Raw genomic sequence first — 21,775 nt, 5'->3', positions numbered from 1 at the left:
AATCATCGATGAGATTCACCTGATATCAAGGGGATTTGATATGCCCAAGGAAGAATGGGGCGTAAAGCGTGTTTGCCCGACAACCGGCAAGCGCTTTTATGACCTGAACAAGGACCCGATCGTCAGCCCCTATACCGGCGAGATCGTGGAACTGGATACCGGCAAAAGCCGGATGATTGCTGCCGATGCCGAAGACGCAGCATCGGTGAAGGCACGCGAAGCTTCGTCCGACGAAGATATCGTGCTGGACGACGACGATAACGTCGATGTCGAACTGGACGACGATCTGCTGGACGACGATGACGACGGCGACAACGTTTCGCTGGACGATATCAAGGACATGTCGTCAGAAGACGAAAACTGATCGGACCCGAGGCGGCTTGTTCCGCCTCGTCCATCCGCCGGGTCAGCCTGAAGTTTTTCGCTGATTCCGTTTTTTGGACTTGCACTCAGCGGCGACGTCTCATAAACGTCCGTCCACCGCTACGGCGGCACCTGCATGGGGCCTTAGCTCAGTTGGGAGAGCGCTTGCATGGCATGCAAGAGGTCAGGGGTTCGACTCCCCTAGGCTCCACCAAACAACTCTCACAACATGCTGATATTAAAGTGTATTTCAAGGGGCATCCCTTGATGATCCACCCTTTTTTCACCCTTTCGGCACTGGCTCGGTAATAGTAGTAGGCCACGTTTCCAGAGCGCTCGCACAAATAGTTTTCTGCGCAGTTTCCCACCCTCAGGCCCTACCCCCGTGGGAAGGACCCGCGCTTCTGATTCGATTACATTGAGAACAAAAAGCGCTCTCGGGGGGAAGGATCGGATACCCCGAGAGCGCTGCTTGGCCTTTCAGCCAACATATGCCACGTGGCCAAACAGGCACCAAACCACCCGGCAATGCATTGTTAGAACCCGAACCAACGCGCGTTCCAACTAAGTCGAATTGTGCCACGCGGCTTTCGCTTGCGAGGCCGTTTTAGATGCCTCCATCGACGCGCCTTCATTTACTCACCCCATCCAAACAAACCGGGTGATCTAGCGCCCGTCTGCCGAGGTGGATCAAACGATGCGCAACCTGCGACAGAGAAAGCTCTGCCCCTTCCTCAATCTTGATCCGTTTTTGTGCGGCTAGCAGGCACTTTCGAGCGCTGCCATTTCGGTCATAAATCCTCAAATCAGACATTGTGCCCCCTCCAAAACCTTTCGTGTTCGCGATAATCCTGATCCTCAGCAGCACCACGCCTGAACTCGCGCAAGTTGTGCTTTCCGATCTGCCATTCGATTAATTTCGCAGCCCGTGCACATGCCTTTTCATCGAGATCAGGATACTTAGCTGCCACTCGGGCTTTCGCGTCTTTACGGGTGCTCCACGTCCAACTACCTATTGTCGGGACGCGGACAATAGGTCCAGCGGTCTCATCTCCAGCGCGTGACGGGCGCCATATCACGCGACACGCATCGATCGCTATAAGCAACTCGTTATACGAGACAGCGGCCAATAATTGTTTCGGAACTCGATCGTCCCGTTGACCGCTATTTCTGGAGGCAAGGAAATCGCCCGGGTTTGTGAACAGACTCAAAACCGATCTTGCGAACCTCGCCATTAGGCGACACTCCAGAACTTTGCTGGATCTGGGATCAGCGCTTGCAAACCCAACCAACAGGTAACCTCAAGTCCACCACTCACATCTGTACGCGACGCGATAATCTGGATTTCCTCGTTGGTCACCATAGCTGCGCGGCTAAACGCGCCTATGAAGGAACCTGCGGTATCTGGCGTGAGTGTCGCAGGAATACCGTCGACATAGAGTTCCCCCCGATCTGCGACAGCACCGGAACCATTTGTCCCAACAACAGCTTGCAGGCTTTCAAATGGCACCCCTTGCGCTGCGGCACCGCCCAGCGCCCACGGCACCACCCCAGCGGCGCCCAGCGCTTTAAAGAAAGCCGCATCAACCGCGCGACCGAGACCTTGAACCAGCGGCCAAAGTAACTGAACGGCAAGGCGCTCCGGAGTCACGTCTCTAAACTCGCGACGGCTCAAGCGCAAAGAAACCCCGTATTGATCGAACGCGTCTAGGTCGACTTCAGCCGTCTTGTAGGGTGCAGGCGAGATAGGCAATTCCGCGTTTGGGTCAGCTTCAAAGTCTACATAATTGAACCTCATCGGCTCAAAGGTCGAAAAGTTGATTGCGGATCGGCCAGTGACGGGCCCCTGTCTGCTAGAAAAAGTTTGCCACAACTCAGCACCTTGGATGAGTGTCGCTCCAGCAGACAGAACGCGAGAACTCTGGGACATAGCAGCTTCAACCGTGATCGACGCCCCAGCCTCTTTGTACGGCGGGTCAAGCGTAATGTGGCCATCCTCGTCGACCATGCCGGCGAGATCATCTCCGAACGACAGAAAATCTTGCATTTTAGCCAGAGCGGAAATCGTCTTGGAGAAAATGACCCTGTCTTCGCCACCCGGGCCGCCTGGTCTGATGATCATGTTCGCGGGTTGGGCATTTTTTGCATTGCCCAACATGGTCAACATTCGCGCATTGGCTGTATTCGGCGCGGGGCGACGGTTTCTTCGATCATTTCCGGACGACGTTCGGGTTTTAGTCATTTGGTCGGAAGCTCCTTGTACTGTCTTGCTAGATGCACTGTTGGCAGCTTCAATCGGGCCAGATACTCGGGTATCACCAGCTTTCGGAAATCTGTGTTTGTGCATATCAGCGCTCCGTTTGGATACGCCTAGGATACGCCCCGAAACTAGGATTTCCTCTGGCGGTTCCCCGTTCGCCGGAATAAGCGCCGTGAACCACTGAAATTTGGATGAAATCTCGTTACTGGATCGGTCCGAACAACAGAAAAATCTCAGAAGTTAATAAACGCTTAAGCTAAGTAGTGTTGCCTTTCGGGTGAATTTTAAGGCATGATGACGACTAACAAACGCTGAAAATGGCGTGTCAGGGAGACGCACATGGAGTGGTGTATCTGCGTGTACTGCAGTGAATAAATTTGCGTTCTCAAATCGTGACGATGCCGCGCTGGGCGTAATATCTCCGCGACGTGAAATGGGTGCATACGAGGCTTTGTTTTTGGAGCAAGGTGCCACCTTCAAACGTCTTGCCGAAAGGTTCGCGTCCGATCCTTCTGCTCTGCCGTCAGATTTTATCGAGCCTCAGATTGCCGATGCCGCTGCAACTAAGGTGATAAAAAAGCTGTTCACATCTGGTATTCGCCAATTTGGTGTTCGCATCAACAAAGCGGGGGATTATCCAAAGAAGCTGCGAGACGCGAAGCACCCCGTTGAACTATTGTATTATCAGGGAACTTGGGAGCTTTCCGAAATGCGCGGCCTGGCCGTGGTTGGCAGTCGTAAACCTAGCGAGGACGGGAAGAAAAGAGCTGCTCGCCTATCCAGAGAATTAGTGGAGCGCGGTTTTGCTGTGGTGTCCGGGCTTGCCTCAGGAATCGATGCAACAGCGCATCGCGCGGCTCTTGAGGCTAAAGGAAGAACAATTGCTGTAATCGGCACACCCATAGGCGAATGCTACCCGAAAGAGAACCGCACTCTTCAAGAGCACATCGCTAGTGACCACCTGCTTATTTCTCAGGTCCCAGTTCTTAGATACGAAGTTCAACCCTTTCAGTACAAAAGGCACTATTTTCCAGAGCGGAACGCAACAATGAGCGCGTTAACAGAAGGAACAATTATTGTCGAAGCTGGCGAAACGTCAGGCACATTAACACAGGCGAGAGCAGCGTTGTATCAGGGGAGAAAGCTATTCATACTGGATAGCTGTTTTCAAAACCCAAATATCACTTGGCCCGCCCGGTTCGAGCGGGAAGGTGCAATTCGTGTGAAAACATCTAATGACATTTGGAAAGCACTGAATATCGAATGAGTTTCACACTAATTGATGATCTTACTCGACTAGATCACAGCGAATTAACCGAAGACGATAGATGTATTTTCCTCCGCGAGTATCGAGCTGGCGATGGGTTTAAGGGTGAGACCAACAGTCTTATTTGGAATCTAAAAAAGAAGCCCAGTGAACGTTTGACCAAAGGTGGATACCATCACAAGGCACGTGCCATCGCTCAGGTGTCGCGCGAGTTTGCCAGCCACCTAAATCCAGACTGGTTAAACATTTCTACGCTGATACCCATACCGGGTTCGAAGTCTAAGGATCATCCCGACTACGACAATCGAATGGAACAAATTTGTCGCGGCATCCGTGAAGGCTTGGATGTTCGGCCATTGATCTACCAAACAGAATCCACAGAGTATTCACACAATGCGGACTCAGGTGAACGCTTGACCGTTGAGCAATTGATGAATGTTTATGCGATCGATGAAAACTTGACGCAACCCGAGCCTGTCAGCATCGGGATATTTGACGATGTTCTCACGATTGGTCGGCATTATCGAGCAATGCACAATCTTTTGTCTGCTCGCTTTCCAAATGCCCGCATCACGGGTATCTTTGTAGCTCGAACCATTCACCCAAATCCTTTTGAGAACGCAGATTTGGATTGGTTTTAAAATTGCAGGTATTCGCGGAATGCTGACCCTGCCATACAGGCTCACAACAGCTTTCCTACTGCGTGGCATTGACTGATCGAAACTAACTCAGCTCGTACACACTCCCAGGCAGTCTCGTTGGAAATCGGTGTGCAAAGATGGGCCTTCCCCTCTTTGATCGTCTTTGCGTGAGCTTCCAACAGTTTTTGGCGATCTGGTTGTTGTGTGCCGGTCTCCGTATGCCGATCCCATCGCTTTTCTCTTAGCCAGTTCTCCGATAGTTTGACGAACTGACGTCCGTTTCCTTTCTGCTCGGCTGCATAGCCAAGGGCGCCAGCAAGTATGGTGGCTGGATCTGCGCCATCAACGACAGCGATTCTCAGAGCCTTCGCTGTCGCAGACCGATCACCTAAACGTGGGTATACCGCTTCAAACTGACTTAGCAATTCATCGAAATCAGAATCCTCTGTGTGTGTGGCCTCCGGCCTCACACATGGTTCTTTAGAATGTTCATTTGGAGTTATTGGTAGTTTAGGTGCAGCTCCTGCAGGGGTCGGGTGCGCCTCTTGCAGGGGAGGGGTGCGCGTACAGATAGGGGGTGCTGCATCTCCTGCAGTATGCATCTCCTGCAGGGGTGCATCTCCTGCAGGGGTCAACGTGTACAAACTCGACGTCCCGTCCCTCTGAAAAATGGAGATTTCACCCTTAGCTTTCAAAGATTTCAGCTTGGACCGAACCGTGCGCTCTCCAAGACAGGTCATTGCGACCAACCGGTTTACAGAAGGCCAGCATTCACCACGAGCATTCGCATGATTGGCCAGCGCCACCAGAACCAAACGCTCGGGGCCGTTGTTAAGAGGCCTGGTCCACGCCCAGTTCAACCACTTTATTCCGGACTGTCTCGCCCCGCTGCTACGATCGTCGAAAGATCGCGTACTGCGGCTTGGCTCATCACATTGAATTTGGTATGCATTCGCCATTCGTCGATTGCCTCGATGAAGTTTGTTTTAGCGCCTCGGTTGTGCCGACCGGGGCGCTTTTATTTTATGAGCATATTGCGTCACGGACCTCGGAGAGCGTCGCCAAATGGGCTTCCAGTTCGGACTGCCACCAGCGCGTACTACCGCCCATTCTAAGCGGCTTTGGAACGATGCCCCGAGCTACCCATCGATGAAAGGTAGATCGAGATATTCGCAGCATCGTTGCGGCTTCCGTATCTCTCAGGAGTCTATCAGGGCGATCGCGAAAGTGGAGTTGTGGTTTTTTTTGTTTAATCATTTGGTCTCTCCTGTTCTCAGAGTGTCCCAATGATTCCCAAATCGTCCCATGCTTTCCTCTGGCGGTTCCCCCACTTTCGAAAAAGCGGAGGTATAAGTGCCTGATTTGTATAATTATATTTATTCTTTTTTATCGCTTCTAGTGTGAAACCCTAATTCGAGCGGCAGTCTCTGCAGCCTCAAAACAGAAGTGATCATTGCGTATAATTGAATGTGCAAATAACCTTCCCCACGCCTTGAATTCCTCTGGATCTGTCACACAAGTTTTGATCCGTTGGAGCAATCGGACGTCAGCGTTGGGTGGCTCTGCACACTCTGGTTTCTCTTTGCCGATACTTCTGAAGTACACTTCCAATGCAGCGGCCAGCTTACCGTGTCGATCCGCCAGCGCGGTGAGGAACAGAAAAAAACATGCCTGTTCCTCTATGCCGAGCTTGTCGTAGAAATCGAGGATTTTTTCTTCGCTTCTTCTGGCACAATTAACTTGCTCAAACGGATTTTCTTGAGCCAAGCCGGTCTCATTCGCGCTGACGCGTTCGATTTGCATTGTCGTATTCTCCAAATTGATATAATGGTAACGGTGTTATAAAACTGCCGCGCTCAATCGTCAACAGAAATGATAACAGGGTTATAAATGAAAGATGTTCAATGCAGGATGGCCCGCGTAGCTTTGGGACTGGGAGTCCGAGACCTAGCCAAGCTTTCAGGGGTATCGCAGGGCACAATCTCGCGCCTTGAGCGTGGCGAGGAACTAAAACAAAGCACAATTGAGAGCATCCGCAATACCCTTGAGAATGCTGGCGTAGAATTTATTTCAGAGAATGGTGGTGGGCCTGGTGTACGGCTAAGCGAACCTACGAAAACCATCTGACATGGCAAACACTAAGCCCCGCGAACGAGTTCCACAACTTCACCGGAATCGCCACTACAAAAACGCCCCCACGCATCCATAAGTGAACGACGTCGCTCAAAAAGATCGGATCGACTGTATGCCTGTTCGACCGAGTTCCCGATCGCATGAGACAAAGCCGCTTCTGCGACTTCTCGATTGGCGCGAGCAGCCTCGTTGCACCAATCGCGGAAACTACTTCTGAACCCGTGCAGCGTGATATGGCCGTAACCCATCCTTTTCAAAAGTGAAGTTCCCGCGTTAATCGAAAGCGGCTGATCTTCTGTAGCGCCAGCGCGCCTCTGTCGTGAAGGAAACACTAGATCGGGATTTAGCAGCTTGACACGTTCGAGTACGCCCAGCGCTGGCTTACAGAGCGGCACACGATGTTCCTTGCCCCGTTTCATGCGGTCAGCCGGGACAGTCCACACATTGCCCTCAATCTCATCCCATGTGGCAAGTCGAGCCTCTGCGGATCTAGCTGCGGTATATATTACCCACTCGACCAGCCTCGCTGCGGTACCTTCCCTTTCTTTCAGCTCGCCAATCAGCTTTGGAACTTCTTGCCATGGCAAAGCGGCCATGTGTTCCGGTCTTCGATCCACCTTTGGCAATGCACGTGTCACCCCATTGGCAGGGTTTTCGGCGCCATAGTGGCCGGCTGTCTTTGCCCAATCGAATATCACAGTCAGTCGCTGCAGGATACGCCGCGCTGTTTCCGGTTTCTTTGTCCAGATCGGGCCCAACACCTCCAGTACTTCTGACGATCCAATCGTCTCGATCGCTCTGGACCCAATTCTTGGCAGAACGTGAATTTCAAGTGATCGAATCCACGTTTCGGCATGTTTTGCGTTCTTCCAAGTCGGTCTTTGTGCCTCGTATACTTTTCGCGTGGCTTCTTCGAGGGTCAGAGTTTGGCGTGTGCGAACAGATTCAGGCACCCCTCCCATTCTCGCCTCTTTGCGCATGTCGCGGGCCATTTCTCGGGCTTCTGCGAGAGTAACCCACTTGACAGAACCCAGTCCGAATTCTCGTCTTTTCCCGTGCACCGCAACGCGCAACACCCAAGACTTCGAACCACTGTCAGCGACGCGCAGCCAAAGTCCTTCCCCATCGCCGTACATGCCTGGCTGGGACATTCCCTTGACGCCCTTGTGGGTGAGCTTTCCCATTATTGATTGTCCACCCTTTGTTCCACCTTTCAGATCGCGCTTAAAAAACCAATGAATTCATAGGCACAAACTACCCAAACTACTTCCCGCGATACAACAAGATATAGCATGGGACAAGTTGGGACACGCTTTATGTGGACCTAGGCTCCACCAAAACCTAACAATACAACTAGATAGCAAGCATTTGAGCGGTGTGACACACAGGTGTGACACAAAATGAAGCTGCATGCATATCTTTCACTGTCCCGACATGGCATCTACTACTTCCGTTGGCCCCTGCCCGACACAAGACCAAAACCCCACACTAGACCAAGCATCACACGTAGGACCCTTCGGATGTCTTTGCGTACGAGGTGCCCTAAACAGACTGGTACTCTGGCGCGGCGTCTTGCAATGTGTGGCGACACCGTAACAGTGCACATAGAACATTCGGGCATGAACTACGGCGAACTACGCAAAAAAGGTGCATGAGCACTTCACGGAAGTACTAAAGAAGGTAAAGGCAGGTAGGGATGCCCCTAAGTTTCGCGTCTTTTCATGTACGCTTCCGCAGATACTGTAGCCTTGGCGCGACATTTACTTATACTCTTTTGACAGCTGTTAGGACTTCAAATCGCTTTTGGATCAATTCCTTTACCGTCAAGATCAAATAGCTTTTACGCACTGTGCAGATGATCACTTCAGAAAGCTCACGATATGTATGAGATATTGCAAATTGTCATCGTAGTCCTCCTGCTCGTATTGCTAGCGGGTGTTGCTTTAACTTTTCGCTCAGCCCGCTGGATCAACCGAAGGATATCCTCCCTAAATGAGACTGTCAGCGAACTGGCCCCCTTTGTCTGGGCAACTGCGTCGCTGAACCAGCGGCTGGAAATCGGCCGCAGTCTGCCCAATTGGAATGTCTGGAGCATGCCACCAGACACACTAGTTCAGATCCTAGAGATAATTGAAACTCGTAAGCCGAAACTGATCGTCGAGTTTGGCTCAGGTATCTCGACCATTGTAATTGCTTCTAAGCTTCGGGATGTGGGCGGAAAGCTCATTTCCTACGAACATGATGCAGAATATGCAGAGAATGTACGTCATGGCCTGACCGAAAGGGGGCTAGCTGGGTTCGTCGATCTTCGTGTCAGAGGTATCACACCGACCAAGTTCCTCGAATACGACCATCGTTGGTATGATGTCGATCTGGACGAATTGCCGAAGAATGCTGATCTCGTTGTCGTGGACGGGCCTCCGATGCCATTGGAAAAGAGATAAGATTGCCAGCAGGCGACCTGATGGCCGAACGCCTCAATCCCGGTGGCTCAATCCTATTTGACGATGCCAAGCGTGAAGGCGAACAATCAATCAAGCGCTTTCTGATGAAGAAGTACCCGGGGTTCAATTATGTGGAGCCCCCTGCGATTCGTGGGTTATTGATCATGTCAAAACCGGACTGATGGAAACAAGCAGGCCCTGATCCTTGAACTGAAAATGGTGTCGTAGCCTATCCCAACCGGGTCTCCCGTGTCTAATCGGTTAAGTAGCGCTAAAAACCCAAAGTTGATCCCGATTGGCGCAAATGAAGCTGTCCAAAACCAACGGTTGCCCCTTAATCGACAGGTTTCGGAAAAGGTCTCCCGCCCGCTTCATCTGGCTAAAAATACTCCGGGGGTGAATTGGCCGCAGGCCAAGAGGGGGCTGGCCCCCTCATCCAGCCTACCGCCCGCGCACGGTATCGATCATGAGTTGAACATTCTCCGGGTCCGCATCTGGCGTGATGCCGTGCCCCAGATTGAAGATATGCGGCCCTTTCGAAAACGCATCGACAATCCGTCGTGTCTCATCCACCAGTGCCTGCCCACCCGTGACCATGTGGGATGAGGCCAGATTGCCCTGCACACACCCATCCGTTTGCACGTTTTCTGCCGCCCATTCCGGCGACACCGAATTGTCCAGCGCGACACAATCCACACTGGTGGCCTTGGCGAACCCGACATATCCGTTACCTGCTTCTCGGGGGAAACCGATGACGGGAATGCCCGGATGGCGGGCTTTGATGGCCTTGGTGATCACACGGCAGGGTTCGACGGCGTATTTCTGAAACGCCTCGCCCTTCAACGATCCTGCCCAGCTGTCGAAGATTTTGACGACCTCGGCGCCAGCCTCGATCTGCGCCGACAGATATTCGATCGTCGCAGCAGTGATCCGGTCCAGCAGCGCCTCGAACAGCGCGGTGTTTTCCTCGCGCAGCGCGTGGGCTGGTCCCTGATCGGGGGTTCCCCGCCCGGCGATCATATAGGTCGCCACGGTCCAGGGGGCGCCTGCGAAGCCGATCAGAGTCGTCTCGGACGGAAGCTCCCGCGACAGGATACGCACGGTCTCATAGACGGGCGACAGCGTCTCGTGGATATCCTCAACCGGCTTCAGCGCATCAAAATCCGATTGCTGCGTGATCGTGGACAGGCGCGGCCCCTCGCCGGTAACGAACCACAGCTCCGCACCCAGCGCCTGCGGCACCAGCAAGATGTCGGCAAACAGGATCGCGGCATCAAAACCGTAGCGGCGGATCGGTTGCAGGGTGACCTCGGCGGCAAGCTCGGGGTTGTAGCACAACGACAGGAAATCCCCGGCCTGCGCCCGCGTCGCCCGATACTCTGGCAGATACCGTCCGGCCTGACGCATCATCCAGATCGGCGGGACGTCCTGTGTCTCTCCCGCCAGCGCTCGCAGCAATTTCTTTGTCTCGGCCATACATGCCCCCAATCTTCCGGTCTGCGCAACGGGTCGGGCCTCAGTGGCAATTTGTCAAGCTCTGCCCCCATTGTCAGGGCAATGTGACGCGACTAAAGCTGTGCACATGAGTCTTACACTGCCCACCCCCGCATCGCCTCTGAAAATCGGCACCCGTGGATCACCGCTGGCGCTGGCACAAGCCTATGAAACCCGTCAGAGACTGGGCGCCGCATTCGACCTGCCCGAGGATGCGTTCGAAATCGTGGTGATCAAGACCACAGGCGACAACCGCGCCATGATCGATGCGGATCGCCCGCTGAAAGAGATCGGCAATAAGGGCCTGTTCACCAAGGAAATCGAAGAGGCGATGCTGAAAGGCGGGATCGATATCGCCGTGCATTCGACCAAGGACATGCCGGTGGAACAGCCCGAAGGGCTGGTGCTGGATACTTTTCTGCCGCGCGAAGATGTCCGCGATGCATTCATCTCGCCGACCCTGAGTTCGATCCACGAATTGCCAGAGGGCGCAGTTGTTGGGACTTCATCGTTGCGTCGCCGGGCGCAATTGCTGAACCGCCGGCCCGACTTGAAAGTGGTTGAATTTCGCGGCAACGTTCAAACCCGCCTAAAGAAGCTGGCCGACGGCGTGGCCGACTGTACCTTTCTCGCCATGGCCGGTTTGCGCCGACTGGACATGAAGGATGTCCCCGCGACCGCAATTTCGCCCGAAGACATGCTCCCCGCTATTGCCCAGGGCACAATTGGCATTGAGCGGCGCAGTGACGATAGCCGTGCCGCCGAAATGCTCACGGCCATTCACCATGTCGAAACCGGCCAGCGCCTCGCGGCCGAACGCAGCTTGTTGGCCGGGCTGGACGGTTCATGCGAAACACCGATTGCAGGATTGGCGCAGGTTCGCGACGGCCAGTTGCATTTGCGCGGAGAAGTCCTGCGCCCGGACGGGTCCGAGGCGATCAGCGAAGATGCTGCCGGACCGCTCGGCGATGGGGCCGAACTGGGCCAATCCATGGCGGAATCCCTGCTGAAACAAGCAGGCCCGGGTTTCTTCGATTGGCGCTAAACCACTAATTTTAAATAATTCAAGTTAATGTGAACTGCTTCACTGTCGCCGCAACGGCGAAGGTGCAATATGTCTGTATTCCGATGAGGATAGAAGGTCAGTCTCGAATATATCGAAAGTTTTATCCCGTTTTATTTTAGATAGTATTCGAGGGGGCGAGATTGATCCTTCTGGCGGGGCGCAGTTGATTTTCAACCGCGCCCCGTTCTCTGTCCAAAGTCATGGCGCCGTGTTTCTATTCAGCAGCTTTGCGCTGGCCATTGTGATGACTGAATACCGCGCGTCCTATGCCTGCCTCGGATCGGAAATCGGCCGTGCGCCCCGGCAACGCGCGGTAGAACGGTGTAAGACCCGGCTCGACCGCCTCTGCCAGCGTAGCGCATTCGCTGCACAGCCCAGACACCACAGAGTGTGAGGCGCGTGCGCGGATGGCGGTTAGCAAGCGCATGTGGGCACCCTCCAACGCCTGGAACACTGCCCCGTCCGCCAGATCTCGATCACCAACCAGCACGTAAACCGGTTCAGGCTCGCTTTTACCCTTCAGGTCAACAAACCCTGCTTCAAGCAGCGCAAGATCGGAACTGGTGGCCTGCTGCACCGATTGCGAAACCAGAATGTCATAATCCACATGTCGGCAATTCTGCTCGATCCTGGCTGCCACATTCACAACATCACCAATTACCGTGTAATTGAACCGTCGCCGCGAGCCGATATTGCCGACGCAGGCGGCTCCGGTGGCGCATCCGGTCGCCAGGGCGATCGGAGGGCGGCCGCGCATGATGGGTGAGGCATTGAACGCGTCCAACGCAACGCGCATCTTCAACGCTGCCAACGCAGCGCGGCATGGATGATCCTCGACCGGCAGCGGCGCATTCCAGAATGCCATGACCGCATCGCCGATAAACTTGTCGATCGTTCCCCGCTCGATCAGAATCTGATCCCCAATCTCGGAAAACAACGCGTTCAGCAAAGCCACCAGATCGGTGGCCGACACCGCCTCCGACAACGGTGTGAAGCCGCGAATATCAGAAAACATCACCGTGATCTCCTGAGATTCCCCGCCCAGTTTCAGTTGATGCCCGTTCGCCTCCATCTCATCGAGAATCTCGGGCGCCACATAATGTGAGAATGTCTGACGGATCACCCGTTTTTCCCGCTCGGTCGAGACAAAAAGGTATCCCGCCAGCAACCCGAAATTGGCCATCCCCCCAGCCAGAGGGAAGGTCGCGTCAAACAGAACCGAATGGTTCTGAAACGCCAGCCAGCTGATGACGATGACGACCATTGCCGCCACGCCACCTGCAATAAACGACGCGACCGCCCCATAGTTGGACATCACCACGGTGACAACGACACCAAGGATCACAAACGCCAGCAACTCAAGCGCCGCGGTCACATCCGATCTGCTGAGCACATCACCCAGAATGATCTGTTCGATAATCTGGGCATGGATCGACACACCGGGTACGGATTCACCCAACGCGGTTTCACGCATGTCGAAAAGACCTGCTGCGGAGGTGCCGACCAAGATAATCCGCCCTTCGATTTCTGCCCGAAGCGCAGGATCATCACCGCTGCGCATGACGTCATCGGCCGACAGGTAGAGACCGGGATTGTCCCGCCGGTATCGTACCCAGATCTCGCCATTCTCGGTGGTTGGCAGAAGAAATTCGCCAATACCGACCTCGAGCATAATCCCGGCTTCGTCCTGCGACCCTTCGGCGAAATAAACCGGTTCGCCCATTGCAACCCGCAGAGCTTCGACCCCGAGGCCCGGCAAGACACCGTTTGGACCGGACCACAGCACCGGGACCCGCCGCACCACGCCCAGCCCGCCCAGAGGGGAAACGTTGACGCCGCCAATCCCAGCGGCATCGTCGCCCAAGGGTGGGGCCAGAGACGTCCAATGGGCGACACTGACAAGGCCCGCTGCCGGATTTTCACCAATTTCAACAAGCCCCGCTTTTGGAAGTATTGCCGATCCACTGTCTGATTGCCGGGCCGCGACGCCCAGCACGACCGGCCAATTCGCAATCTCAGCTCCGAATCTGACATCATTGTCCAAGCCGGACGCGGTCTGATCCACCTGCAACAGCCCCGACAAGGAAGGGTCTTGCAACAATCGAACCGGAGAATACCGGTCCGGTTCGGCAAACAGCATGTCGAAAGCGATTGCGGCGGCGCCGTAATTGCCCAACCGCTCGACCATCTGTCCCAGCAATGTGCGCGGCCAGGGCCATTGCCCCCATTCCGACAGGGACCTCTCATCGATGTCCACCACACGGACCGGCAGCCCGGGATCATAGGCGCGTGGAGATACGCGTTGCAGAATATCAAAATAGATCAATCTGGACATCTGCAGGGGGTATGGGTCCACAACCCGAATAAAGCAGCCCATCAGGATCAACCCCAACCCCACAAGCCGAAATATCAATCGACGCCCAAATCTGTCTTTGATCTTACCCACCACATCTGCCTCCCACGCGAAGGGGAAAATGAAAATGCGTGCTGTCCGTAGCTACCAACCAGCCGTCGCTGAGGCATTGCCGGCGGTTGCGGTCGCCCTGGGGCCCGAACCGCCACGATTTCCACTGGATGCGCTCACCGATGTGCTGGCTTCACCGGAGGAACTGACTCCGGCACTCGCTGAGGTCCCTGAACGCCCCTCGGCGCTGGCCGAGGCCCGTCCAGGTGATTCAGATCGCCCTCTTTCACGGGCTGGCGACTCAGCCTGTCTCTGTTCTGCCTGACGTTGGGCTGCGCGCCGCTCAGGCTGTTCGGATTCCACCTTAGGCGCCTTCGCCTGCGCACCCGAACAGCCTTCGGCAGTCACCCGGAACGGAGGTAGCAGATTGTTTTGCGATCGTATGAAGGGGAAACCGCCCTGTAGGGCTTTGTCATATTGATCCTGATCCGCGGGTCGTCCCACCCGACCATTTGAACTGGTGGCAAACAGACTGCATCTGCGGCTTGCAGATCGGCACGACCCTCTTAGCCCGCACATCTGAACGGTGCCCTCGATCACCAGCATCGCGCTTTGATTCTCGGATGTGATCCACATGTCAAATATCGTGCCCCGAACGGCCATCGTGGCATTCGGTGTTTTGATCGAATAGGCCCGCTTTCTGCTTTTGCCAGAAATAAAGCGGAAACTGCCACCCAGTGCCTGCACGGTGAAACTCTTTGCCTTACGGTTTCCGCGCAACATCGATACATCCAGTATCATCCGCGCGTTCGGGCCAACTGCAATCTTGGTCTCGTCAACAAAAAGCAATTGAACCACACCTGACCTGTCGGTTGAAATGGTGTCGCCCGAGGCCACCTCCATCCCTTGCCGCAGCCGTATCTTTTTGCCAGCCCGGATAACATCCGCGCCCGGTTTGACGCTCAGCACCTTTCCGATTGATGCGACGGCCGATACGGGCAGCGCAGACAGAACCACGAAAACAATAAGCAATCTCAACCAGGCCAAACCCAAGTCCCCTTCCCCAAAAAGGTACCTATCGGAGTGTCAAAATACCCCTCGCCCGATATCTGTCGCCTCAAAAAGCTAAATATGATTAGTTATACAAGCCATTAAAACTAACCAAATATGCGTCAAAACAGGTGGATTTGGCAAGCTTTCGAATAATTGCCTGTGTTCCGGACAGATCGAAACACTCTTTTCTAATGCCCGGCTGTTGCGTTCCGTTGGTTTTACTCATCGGTCTTTCAGAAGAATATTTTTTATGCGGAAAGCCGGATTGATACCTGGATGACAGGCAACGGCGTACCGGCCAACAGAGACGTGGTCGCGTGTTTGACGGCAACCATCTGCCAAGGGGCGAGGGACCTTAAAATATTTTTTCTTAACTTTAGCGATCACGCGACTGCAAGTTGTTCAAACTTTCCCGGAAGCCCCGGCCATGAAGGTCCAATCTCTCCGGTAAGTCCGGTGGTGCGGGCTTCGTATACGGGATCACCACGTTTTTCTTACCCCGTCCACTTAATGGGTCAAGCAAGGTGGCGTCTCTGGTTTGATCGTATACCCAAGGCGCCGACGCTATCTCCGGCAGCGTTTCTACCAATGTAGAAACGATTCCCGTAGCGTGCTTGAAGTTATGCAATCAGATACGATGCCAACACTGGTTAGAAGTAATGATAGGACATCCGCTACGACATTTAACATCTCCAACGAAACTTACCGGCAATTGCTAACTGGTAGGAATGCGTTGCAAATTCCACGCTTCCTGAGAGGTCGCAGTTATAAAGAAGAATACTGGATGGACGTTCCGGAACTGTTCGAGGCGGAACTTGGATCTTAGCGCTGCATTGGCTAACTGGCTATTCAACCGCGCCAAAACGACCGCCATAAGTGACCGAGGAGACAGCAACAGCTAAGGGCGTTGGTCCAAGCACAATCAGATCAAGCGAAGAACCTTTCGTCCTCAGTCACACTTTTGCCCGAAACTACTGGCAAAGTCGCATTGTTGAAATGGTGGAAGCGGAGTGGGGCAATGAAACTGATTGTGCAGATTCCTGCACTGAACGAGGAGGAAACCCTCTCCTCGGCCATTGCGGAAATCCCGCGAGAAATCGCCGGGATTTCTTCTGTTGAAATTCTCGTAATTGATGATGGGTCAACGGACCGCACAATTGAAGTGGCGCGTGAAGCTGGTGCCGACCATATTTTGGTTATGCCTTCAAATGTGGGACTCGCGCGTGCGTTCTCTGCCGGGATCGAAGAAGCGCTTGCGCTTGGCGCGGATATCATCGTCAATACTGACGCAGACAATCAGTATGACGCAAAAGCCATTCCGGCCCTCATCGCGCCCATCCTTGAACGTCGTGCGCAAATCGTCGTGGGGGCCCGCCCAATCAGCGGGATCGAATCCTTCTCGCGCATTAAGAAGGCGCTGCAGCATTTGGGAAGTTGGGTGGTGAGGCAAGCCAGCGGAACAGATATCCCCGATGCACCTTCGGGCTTTCGGGCCTATGCTCGTGACGCCGCCGCGCGGCTTTGTGTTATCAATACATATACTTATACACTTGAGACTGTTATCCAGGCGGGACGAAAACGCATTCCAATGACATCCGTGCCCGTTGGCGTGAACACGGTGACGCGACCCTCTCGGCTGTTCAAGGGCATCCGAGAATATGTCATCCGCTCTGCGACAACCATCATACGCGTCTTTGTCCTTTATGCGCCGATCCGGTTTTTCTTTACGCTAGCCGCAATCTTCGCTCTGCCGGCATTATTGGTGATTGGCCGGTTTCTGACATTTTACGCTATGGACGGCGGTTCAGGTCATATTCAATCCTTGGTTCTGGCGGCAACGCTCATGGCCATGGCAACCGTACTCGTCGCTGTCGGCGTATTGGCCGACATGATTGCCGCGAACCGCAGTTTACTCGAAGACATCCGCGCCAGGGAACTTCTGCGCGCGCCAACATCGAGAAGCGGAAACACTAAGGCTGATACGGTAAAACTATCCAATGCAGCCTGAGCAATCTTTGGCTGCTCCAATGCACCGAAGAGAAAGTCTTCTAGAGCGGTTATGCGATAGAGATGTGCAGCGCCATATCGCCTACCTAGCTTTTGCTGTGCTCGTCGCAGCAGCTTGGATTCGCAATGTAAACTGGGACGAGTTCTTTTTCCTGAGCCATATCCATGCGAATCTGGAAGGGCGCCTGGACCGACCGATGCAAACAGCTTACGTCCACGCGTTTGGCTGGTTAGCTTGGATACCCGGTAAGGAAATGGCTCAGGTTTTTGTCGCCCGACTGACTATGACTTTGTTCCTTGGGATCACTTGTCTATCGATCTACCGTATTTCCAAGACAGTAGCTGGGCGCGACGTTGCGGGTCTTGCAGTCCTTGCGTTTTTGACCTCAGGCTTCGTTATTGTCTATGGCGCGAGTTTTCGGGCCGACCCGATTGCTGCGGCGGGGCTTATGGCAGCCATGGCCATTATGATGACCAAGCGAATGGGTTCAGTACAGACCGCGGTCACAGCACTGCTCATCGCTGCGTCACTCTTGGTAACTGTCAAGGCTGTTCTCTACCTGCCCGCTTTTTTGGGTGTGCTACTTTGGCGATGGCCGGAGCGCGGGCAAGTTCTGCGTATTTTTGTTTCGGGCCTGATCGGCGTAGGTCTCGCCTCGATTATCTACATCTGGCACGCGTCTGGCATTGCAAGCTCTTTGAGTAACGAAACCGCAAACAACGCACAACGCGCTTTTGAAACCACGCTCTTGGACTCTGGGCTTTTTCCGCGCGCGCGCGAGGCACTTCTGTGGGCGTTGTTAAGTTTGGGCGCGATAACGCTTGTCGCCGTCGGTATAGGTGCAGGTCAGAATAACAGAAAGATCTGCGCAGCGTTGGCTTTTGCCCTTCCGTGCTTGCTTTCCATCCTATTCTATCGGAATGCCTTCCCGTATTTCTTCCCGTTCATCACTCCACCCCTCATGATCATTACAGCGATGGGCGCCGCACGGCTCGGGCGCGGCCCAGTACTTGGAACCTTGATAGTACTTATGCTGTGTACGGGTGCCGGGCAGGCGGTGAAAGCGCTTTCGGAAAACGCGGCGCTTCAGCGTGCTACACTGGCGGAGGTACATCGGTTGTTTCCAGAGCCAGTACCTTACATCGACCACAACGCCATGGTTGCAACGTTTCCGAGGAACCTGTTTTTCATGTCAAGCATGGGTCTCAAACACTATCGCGCCGCAGGGCAACCTGTAATGGCACATCTTATAGAAACAAAACGGCCACCTTTGCTTTTAGCCAATCGTTGGGCGCTGCATGTCGCGATGAATGACGAGACAGTCCCTGATGGTCCGCATCTTCTTTTCCCCGAAGATGCCGAAGCCCTTCGGCAAAGCTATATTCACTATTCGGGTACGATATGGCTCGCTGGCCAAGAGACCATCCTTGGAAGTGAGCCCGAAGATATTACTCTACCGTTCCCAGGGCGGTACCGAGTCGAAACGGATAAACCCGTCGTCATAGATGGCAATAACGTCTCCGATAGAATGGTGATTTACAGTGATGGTGAGCATCGGGTTTCCGGAAGCTTGGGCCAGAAAGTCCGGTTTGTCTGGGATACATTTGGGACGCCCCGTACTGGTGCATTGCCGAATGGGGGGTTATACGTCGGTTTTTGGAAGCTTCAGCCCTAGCTCCAGCAGAAGCTAACGGTACTTATGTGTATGCGACTTAAGCCAGATTGCAAAATACTAGCCAAGGTTGCTGTACCTCCAACGCACATCGCCTTGAAGATCAATTAATCGGCAACCTGACACCCTTCGTCGAAGTTGCCGGACGGTGAGCGCCTGTCAGCCCAGAGATTGAGTGGCTCCACGTTTTTGAGCCCCGGTTGCTCATCAACGAACTTAAAAAACCAAGCTAAACAAGCTGCCGGTAAAGCGCGATATAGTTGAGGTCGTTGTCCGCTGTATCAGACAGCGGGCTGTGTTGTCCTCAACCTGTCATCCGGCCATAGACCAGTTTGGGGTTGATGCGCCAGCAGTTCTCTGGACCGAGACCCAGCTTTCCATCACGCCGGGGCGAAATCCCTCAATCAAGGCGTCGGCGGTCGTGATCAGGCTTTCGGCAATGCCAAGGTCCTACGGCGCAGGGATTCTACATGGGGTTGCGAATGCAAGCGAAGAATTGTGGCCCTGGCACTGTGGTCGGCGCAATTGGGTTGCCTGCATCGATATTTCGAGGCTAGGTCTTTGTTGGTCTGCAACAGGATTGAAAGAGGTTTTCAGATGCAGTTAAGCGACACCCGCGAGATTCAGGCACCTCCCTCCGCCGTTTATGCTGCCCTGTTGGACCCCGAAGTGTTGAAAGCCTGCATCGGCGGCGCGCAGGAGATCACGGGCAATCCGGCTGAGGGGTATCACGCGACCGTGGTGCAAAAGGTCGGGCCTGTGAAGGCGACGTTCAAAGGCACGGTTACCATGTCTGACATGATTGAACCTGAGCGTTTGACCATCGCAGGAGAGGGTAAGGGCGGCGCGGCAGGCTTTGCCAAGGGCAGCGCAAACGTGACGTTGGAGCCCGGCGAGGCTGGCGGCACCGCTCTGAGCTACGAGGTGGAGGCCAAGGTGGGGGGCAAGCTGGCGCAGTTGGGCAGCCGTCTGATCGACGGATTCGCCAAGAAGATGGCGGATCAGTTCTTTGCCAATCTGCAAGAGCATTTCGAAGGGCCGCCGCCGCAGGACGACGACACCGAGGAAGAATCCAAATCGGGTTGGCTTGGCCGCCTGACCGGACGGGACTAGGCCCTGCGCATACGCGCAGGACAATGTGCGTAACAGGACTGTCGCAAGATGGTTCGGCGCGATAGGTTGCGGTCAAACGAGGGAACGCATGACGACCATTTTGTCCATCCTGGATTTGCGAAAGTCCTATGCCAATGGTTTTGAGGCGCTGAAAGGCGTGTCTCTGGACATTGAAGAAGGTGAGATTCTGGCGCTGTTGGGCCCCAATGGTGCGGGCAAAACAACATTGATTTCGACCGTTTGCGGTATTACGACGCCGACATCGGGTTCGGTCACCGTTGGCGGGTATGACATCCAGACCGAGTTTCGTGCAGCGCGCAAGATGATCGGACTGGTGCCGCAGGAGATCGCGCTTGAGCCGTTCGAGAAGGTCTGGAACACCGTTCGGTTCTCACGCGGTCTGTTCGGTCATGGCAGCGACAATGCACGGATCGAGGAAATCCTTCGAAAGCTGTCTCTTTGGGATAAGCGCCGCAATGCGATCAAGGAACTGTCCGGCGGCATGAAACGCCGGGTGCTGATTGCCAAGGCGCTGGCCCACGAGCCGCGCGTGCTGTTTCTGGATGAGCCGACCGCCGGTGTGGACGTCGAACTGCGCAAGGACATGTGGGAGATCGTCGCCGAGCTGAAGCAAGCGGGCGTCACCATCATCCTGACCACTCACTACATCGAAGAGGCCGAGGCGATTGCCGATCGCGTCGGTGTCATCGACAAGGGCGAGCTTCTGCTGGTGCAGGATAAAGACACATTGATGGCGCAGATGGGCAAGAAACAGATCGAGGTGATGCTGACGGAGCCTGTGTCGACCATACCCGAAAGCCTGTCCGAGCATAATCTGGCTTTGAATGGGGCAGGGGACGCGCTGATCTATACCTACGATACCCATGCGGAGCGCACCGGGATCACCACCCTTCTCAATGACGTGGCGCAGGCCGGTCTGGTGTTACGCGACGTCCAGACCCGCCAGTCGAGCCTTGAAGAGATATTCGTTAACCTCGTGTCCGGAGAGCCCGCATGAACTGGTCCGCCATTGCCGCCATCTACCGGTTTGAAATGGCCCGGTTCTTCCGCACCCTTGCGCAGAGTTTTCTCTCACCGGTCCTGTCGACCTCACTCTATTTCGTGGTGTTCGGCACCGCCATCGGCAGCCGTATCCAGGAAATCGAGGGCGTATCCTACGGCGCGTTCATCGTGCCGGGCCTTATCATGCTTTCCGTGGTGATGCTGTCGATCTCAAACGCATCCTTCGGTATCTACTTCCCCAAGTTTCTGGGCACGATTTACGAGCTGTTGTCGGCCCCGATCAATTTCATCGAAATTGTCATTGGCTATGTCGGCGCCGCGGCAACCAAGGCGTTGTTCGTGGGTCTGGTCATTCTGGTTACCGCCACCTTCTTTGTGGACATACGAATAGAACATCCGTTCGCGATGGCCGCATTCCTGATCCTGTCCTGCCTCAGCTTTTCTTTGCTGGGTTTCATCGTGGGCATCTGGGCGGGTAACTTTGAACAGATGTCGCTTGTTCCCCAGCTTGTTGTGACACCACTGATTTTTCTGGGCGGGACGTTCTATTCAATCTCGATGCTACCACCTCTCTGGCAAACAATCACCTTGTTCAACCCCGTGGTTTATCTGATTTCCGGGTTCCGCTGGTCATTCTACGGTATCGCCGATGTCCCGATATTCTGGAGCCTTCTTGCGATACTGGCATTTACCGGAATCTGCCTTGCGATCATCGGCTGGATCTTCAAAACTGGTTGGCGCATCCGTAGCTAGGGCGTTGCATTTTTGCCCATCAGGTGTGTGAAATTGGTTCACGTCGCGTTTATGGCGCTTCGGGTCTCTTGTTTACGGCCT

At 54.4% G+C, this 21,775-nt stretch carries 19 protein-coding genes, 1 tRNA gene and 1 pseudogene; 13 read left to right on the top strand and 8 right to left on the bottom strand.

The features are described 5' to 3' along the window. Nucleotides 1-40: 40 nt before the first annotated feature. Both RA27_RS15110 and RA27_RS15105 read left to right on the top strand, forming a co-directional pair. On the top strand, nt 41-364 hold the full coding sequence (locus RA27_RS15110) for a TIGR02300 family protein (protein WP_039540746.1): 324 nt from the start codon (nt 41-43) through the stop codon (nt 362-364). Between the two features lie 137 nt (nt 365-501). After that, nucleotides 502-577, top strand: a tRNA-Ala gene (locus RA27_RS15105). A gap of 1,020 nt (nt 578-1,597) precedes the next feature. Here RA27_RS15105 and RA27_RS23190 read toward each other — a convergent pair. After that, nucleotides 1,598-2,710: a hypothetical protein gene (locus tag RA27_RS23190; protein WP_152610709.1), complete on the bottom strand. Its 1,113-nt coding sequence runs from the start codon at nt 2,708-2,710 to the stop codon at nt 1,598-1,600. Nucleotides 2,711-2,990: 280 nt separating this feature from the next. Between RA27_RS23190 and RA27_RS15090 the strand changes: the two genes are divergently transcribed. Together RA27_RS15090 and RA27_RS15085 are read left to right on the top strand one after the other, a co-directional pair. Next, entirely contained in the window at nt 2,991-3,890 is a 900-nt protein-coding gene (locus RA27_RS15090; protein ID WP_039540742.1) for a DNA-processing protein DprA, read from the top strand. After that, nucleotides 3,887-4,531: a hypothetical protein gene (locus RA27_RS15085; protein WP_039540739.1), complete on the top strand. Its 645-nt coding sequence runs from the start codon at nt 3,887-3,889 to the stop codon at nt 4,529-4,531. The genes RA27_RS15090 and RA27_RS15085 overlap by 4 nt, the downstream gene beginning before the upstream one ends. Before the next feature lie 1,023 nt (nt 4,532-5,554). Here the strand turns inward: RA27_RS15085 and RA27_RS23730 are convergent. Beyond that, the gene (locus RA27_RS23730; protein WP_039540737.1) at nt 5,555-5,788 is read right to left on the bottom strand and encodes a helix-turn-helix domain-containing protein; all 234 of its coding nucleotides are present in this window, start codon (nt 5,786-5,788) and stop codon (nt 5,555-5,557) included. A 138-nt stretch (nt 5,789-5,926) separates the two neighbouring features. Continuing rightward, nucleotides 5,927-6,334 (bottom strand): hypothetical protein, encoded by a 408-nt coding sequence (locus tag RA27_RS15070; protein ID WP_039540734.1) that lies wholly within the window; start codon nt 6,332-6,334, stop codon nt 5,927-5,929. An 87-nt stretch (nt 6,335-6,421) separates the two neighbouring features. On the opposite strand from RA27_RS15070, the gene RA27_RS23725 reads away from it, so the two are divergent. Then, on the top strand, nt 6,422-6,658 hold the full coding sequence (locus RA27_RS23725) for a helix-turn-helix transcriptional regulator (RefSeq protein ID WP_206539994.1): 237 nt from the start codon (nt 6,422-6,424) through the stop codon (nt 6,656-6,658). 11 nt (nt 6,659-6,669) lie between these two features. Here RA27_RS23725 and RA27_RS15065 read toward each other — a convergent pair whose 3' ends face one another. Then, nucleotides 6,670-7,848, bottom strand: a complete 1,179-nt coding sequence (locus RA27_RS15065; RefSeq protein ID WP_039540733.1) for an integrase arm-type DNA-binding domain-containing protein — start codon at nt 7,846-7,848, stop codon at nt 6,670-6,672. A gap of 696 nt (nt 7,849-8,544) precedes the next feature. Between RA27_RS15065 and RA27_RS15060 the strand changes: the two genes are divergently transcribed. Together RA27_RS15060 and RA27_RS24430 are read left to right on the top strand one after the other, a co-directional pair. Next, complete coding sequence (locus RA27_RS15060; protein ID WP_039540730.1) at nt 8,545-9,108, top strand: class I SAM-dependent methyltransferase; 564 nt, start codon at nt 8,545-8,547, stop codon at nt 9,106-9,108. A 20-nt stretch (nt 9,109-9,128) separates the two neighbouring features. Then, on the top strand, nt 9,129-9,290 hold the full coding sequence (locus tag RA27_RS24430) for a hypothetical protein (RefSeq protein WP_193746524.1): 162 nt from the start codon (nt 9,129-9,131) through the stop codon (nt 9,288-9,290). 259 nt (nt 9,291-9,549) lie between these two features. On the opposite strand, the gene hemE is transcribed toward RA27_RS24430, so the two are convergent. After that, the gene (gene hemE, locus RA27_RS15050) at nt 9,550-10,584 is read right to left on the bottom strand and encodes a uroporphyrinogen decarboxylase (protein ID WP_039540724.1); all 1,035 of its coding nucleotides are present in this window, start codon (nt 10,582-10,584) and stop codon (nt 9,550-9,552) included. Between the two features lie 106 nt (nt 10,585-10,690). On the opposite strand from hemE, the gene hemC reads away from it, so the two are divergent. Continuing rightward, the gene (hemC, locus tag RA27_RS15045; protein ID WP_039540721.1) at nt 10,691-11,647 is read left to right on the top strand and encodes a hydroxymethylbilane synthase; all 957 of its coding nucleotides are present in this window, start codon (nt 10,691-10,693) and stop codon (nt 11,645-11,647) included. Between the two features lie 235 nt (nt 11,648-11,882). On the opposite strand, the gene RA27_RS15040 is transcribed toward hemC, so the two are convergent. Both RA27_RS15040 and RA27_RS15035 read right to left on the bottom strand, forming a co-directional pair. After that, a complete protein-coding gene (locus RA27_RS15040; protein ID WP_241484082.1) occupies nt 11,883-14,114 on the bottom strand; it encodes an adenylate/guanylate cyclase domain-containing protein in 2,232 nt (743 codons plus the stop codon). 51 nt (nt 14,115-14,165) lie between these two features. Further along, the gene (locus RA27_RS15035) at nt 14,166-15,119 is read right to left on the bottom strand and encodes a FecR domain-containing protein (RefSeq protein WP_241484081.1); all 954 of its coding nucleotides are present in this window, start codon (nt 15,117-15,119) and stop codon (nt 14,166-14,168) included. A gap of 1,024 nt (nt 15,120-16,143) precedes the next feature. On the opposite strand from RA27_RS15035, the gene RA27_RS15030 reads away from it, so the two are divergent. Both RA27_RS15030 and RA27_RS15025 read left to right on the top strand, forming a co-directional pair. Further along, a complete protein-coding gene (locus RA27_RS15030; protein WP_039540714.1) occupies nt 16,144-17,133 on the top strand; it encodes a glycosyltransferase family 2 protein in 990 nt (329 codons plus the stop codon). 64 nt (nt 17,134-17,197) lie between these two features. Next, nucleotides 17,198-18,808: a hypothetical protein gene (locus RA27_RS15025; RefSeq protein WP_152610708.1), complete on the top strand. Its 1,611-nt coding sequence runs from the start codon at nt 17,198-17,200 to the stop codon at nt 18,806-18,808. A gap of 304 nt (nt 18,809-19,112) precedes the next feature. Here RA27_RS15025 and RA27_RS24725 read toward each other — a convergent pair. Continuing rightward, nucleotides 19,113-19,234, bottom strand: a pseudogene (locus RA27_RS24725) (CoA transferase); the annotation flags it as partial. Nucleotides 19,235-19,402: 168 nt separating this feature from the next. Here RA27_RS24725 and RA27_RS15020 point away from each other — a divergent pair. The 3 genes from RA27_RS15020 (at nt 19,403) to RA27_RS15010 (ending at nt 21,694) form a co-directional block, all read left to right on the top strand. Further along, nucleotides 19,403-19,918 (top strand): carbon monoxide dehydrogenase subunit G, encoded by a 516-nt coding sequence (locus tag RA27_RS15020; protein WP_039540708.1) that lies wholly within the window; start codon nt 19,403-19,405, stop codon nt 19,916-19,918. 88 nt (nt 19,919-20,006) lie between these two features. After that, nucleotides 20,007-20,936, top strand: coding sequence for an ABC transporter ATP-binding protein (locus tag RA27_RS15015; protein ID WP_039540705.1), 930 nt, complete (start codon nt 20,007-20,009; stop codon nt 20,934-20,936). Next, a complete protein-coding gene (locus RA27_RS15010) occupies nt 20,933-21,694 on the top strand; it encodes an ABC transporter permease (RefSeq protein ID WP_039540702.1) in 762 nt (253 codons plus the stop codon). The genes RA27_RS15015 and RA27_RS15010 overlap by 4 nt, the downstream gene beginning before the upstream one ends. Nucleotides 21,695-21,775: the final 81 nt, after the last annotated feature.

Source organism: Ruegeria sp. ANG-R (assembly GCF_000813985.1).
GTDB lineage: Bacteria > Pseudomonadota > Alphaproteobacteria > Rhodobacterales > Rhodobacteraceae > Ruegeria.
This window is presented reverse-complemented; position numbering and strand designations above follow the sequence as displayed.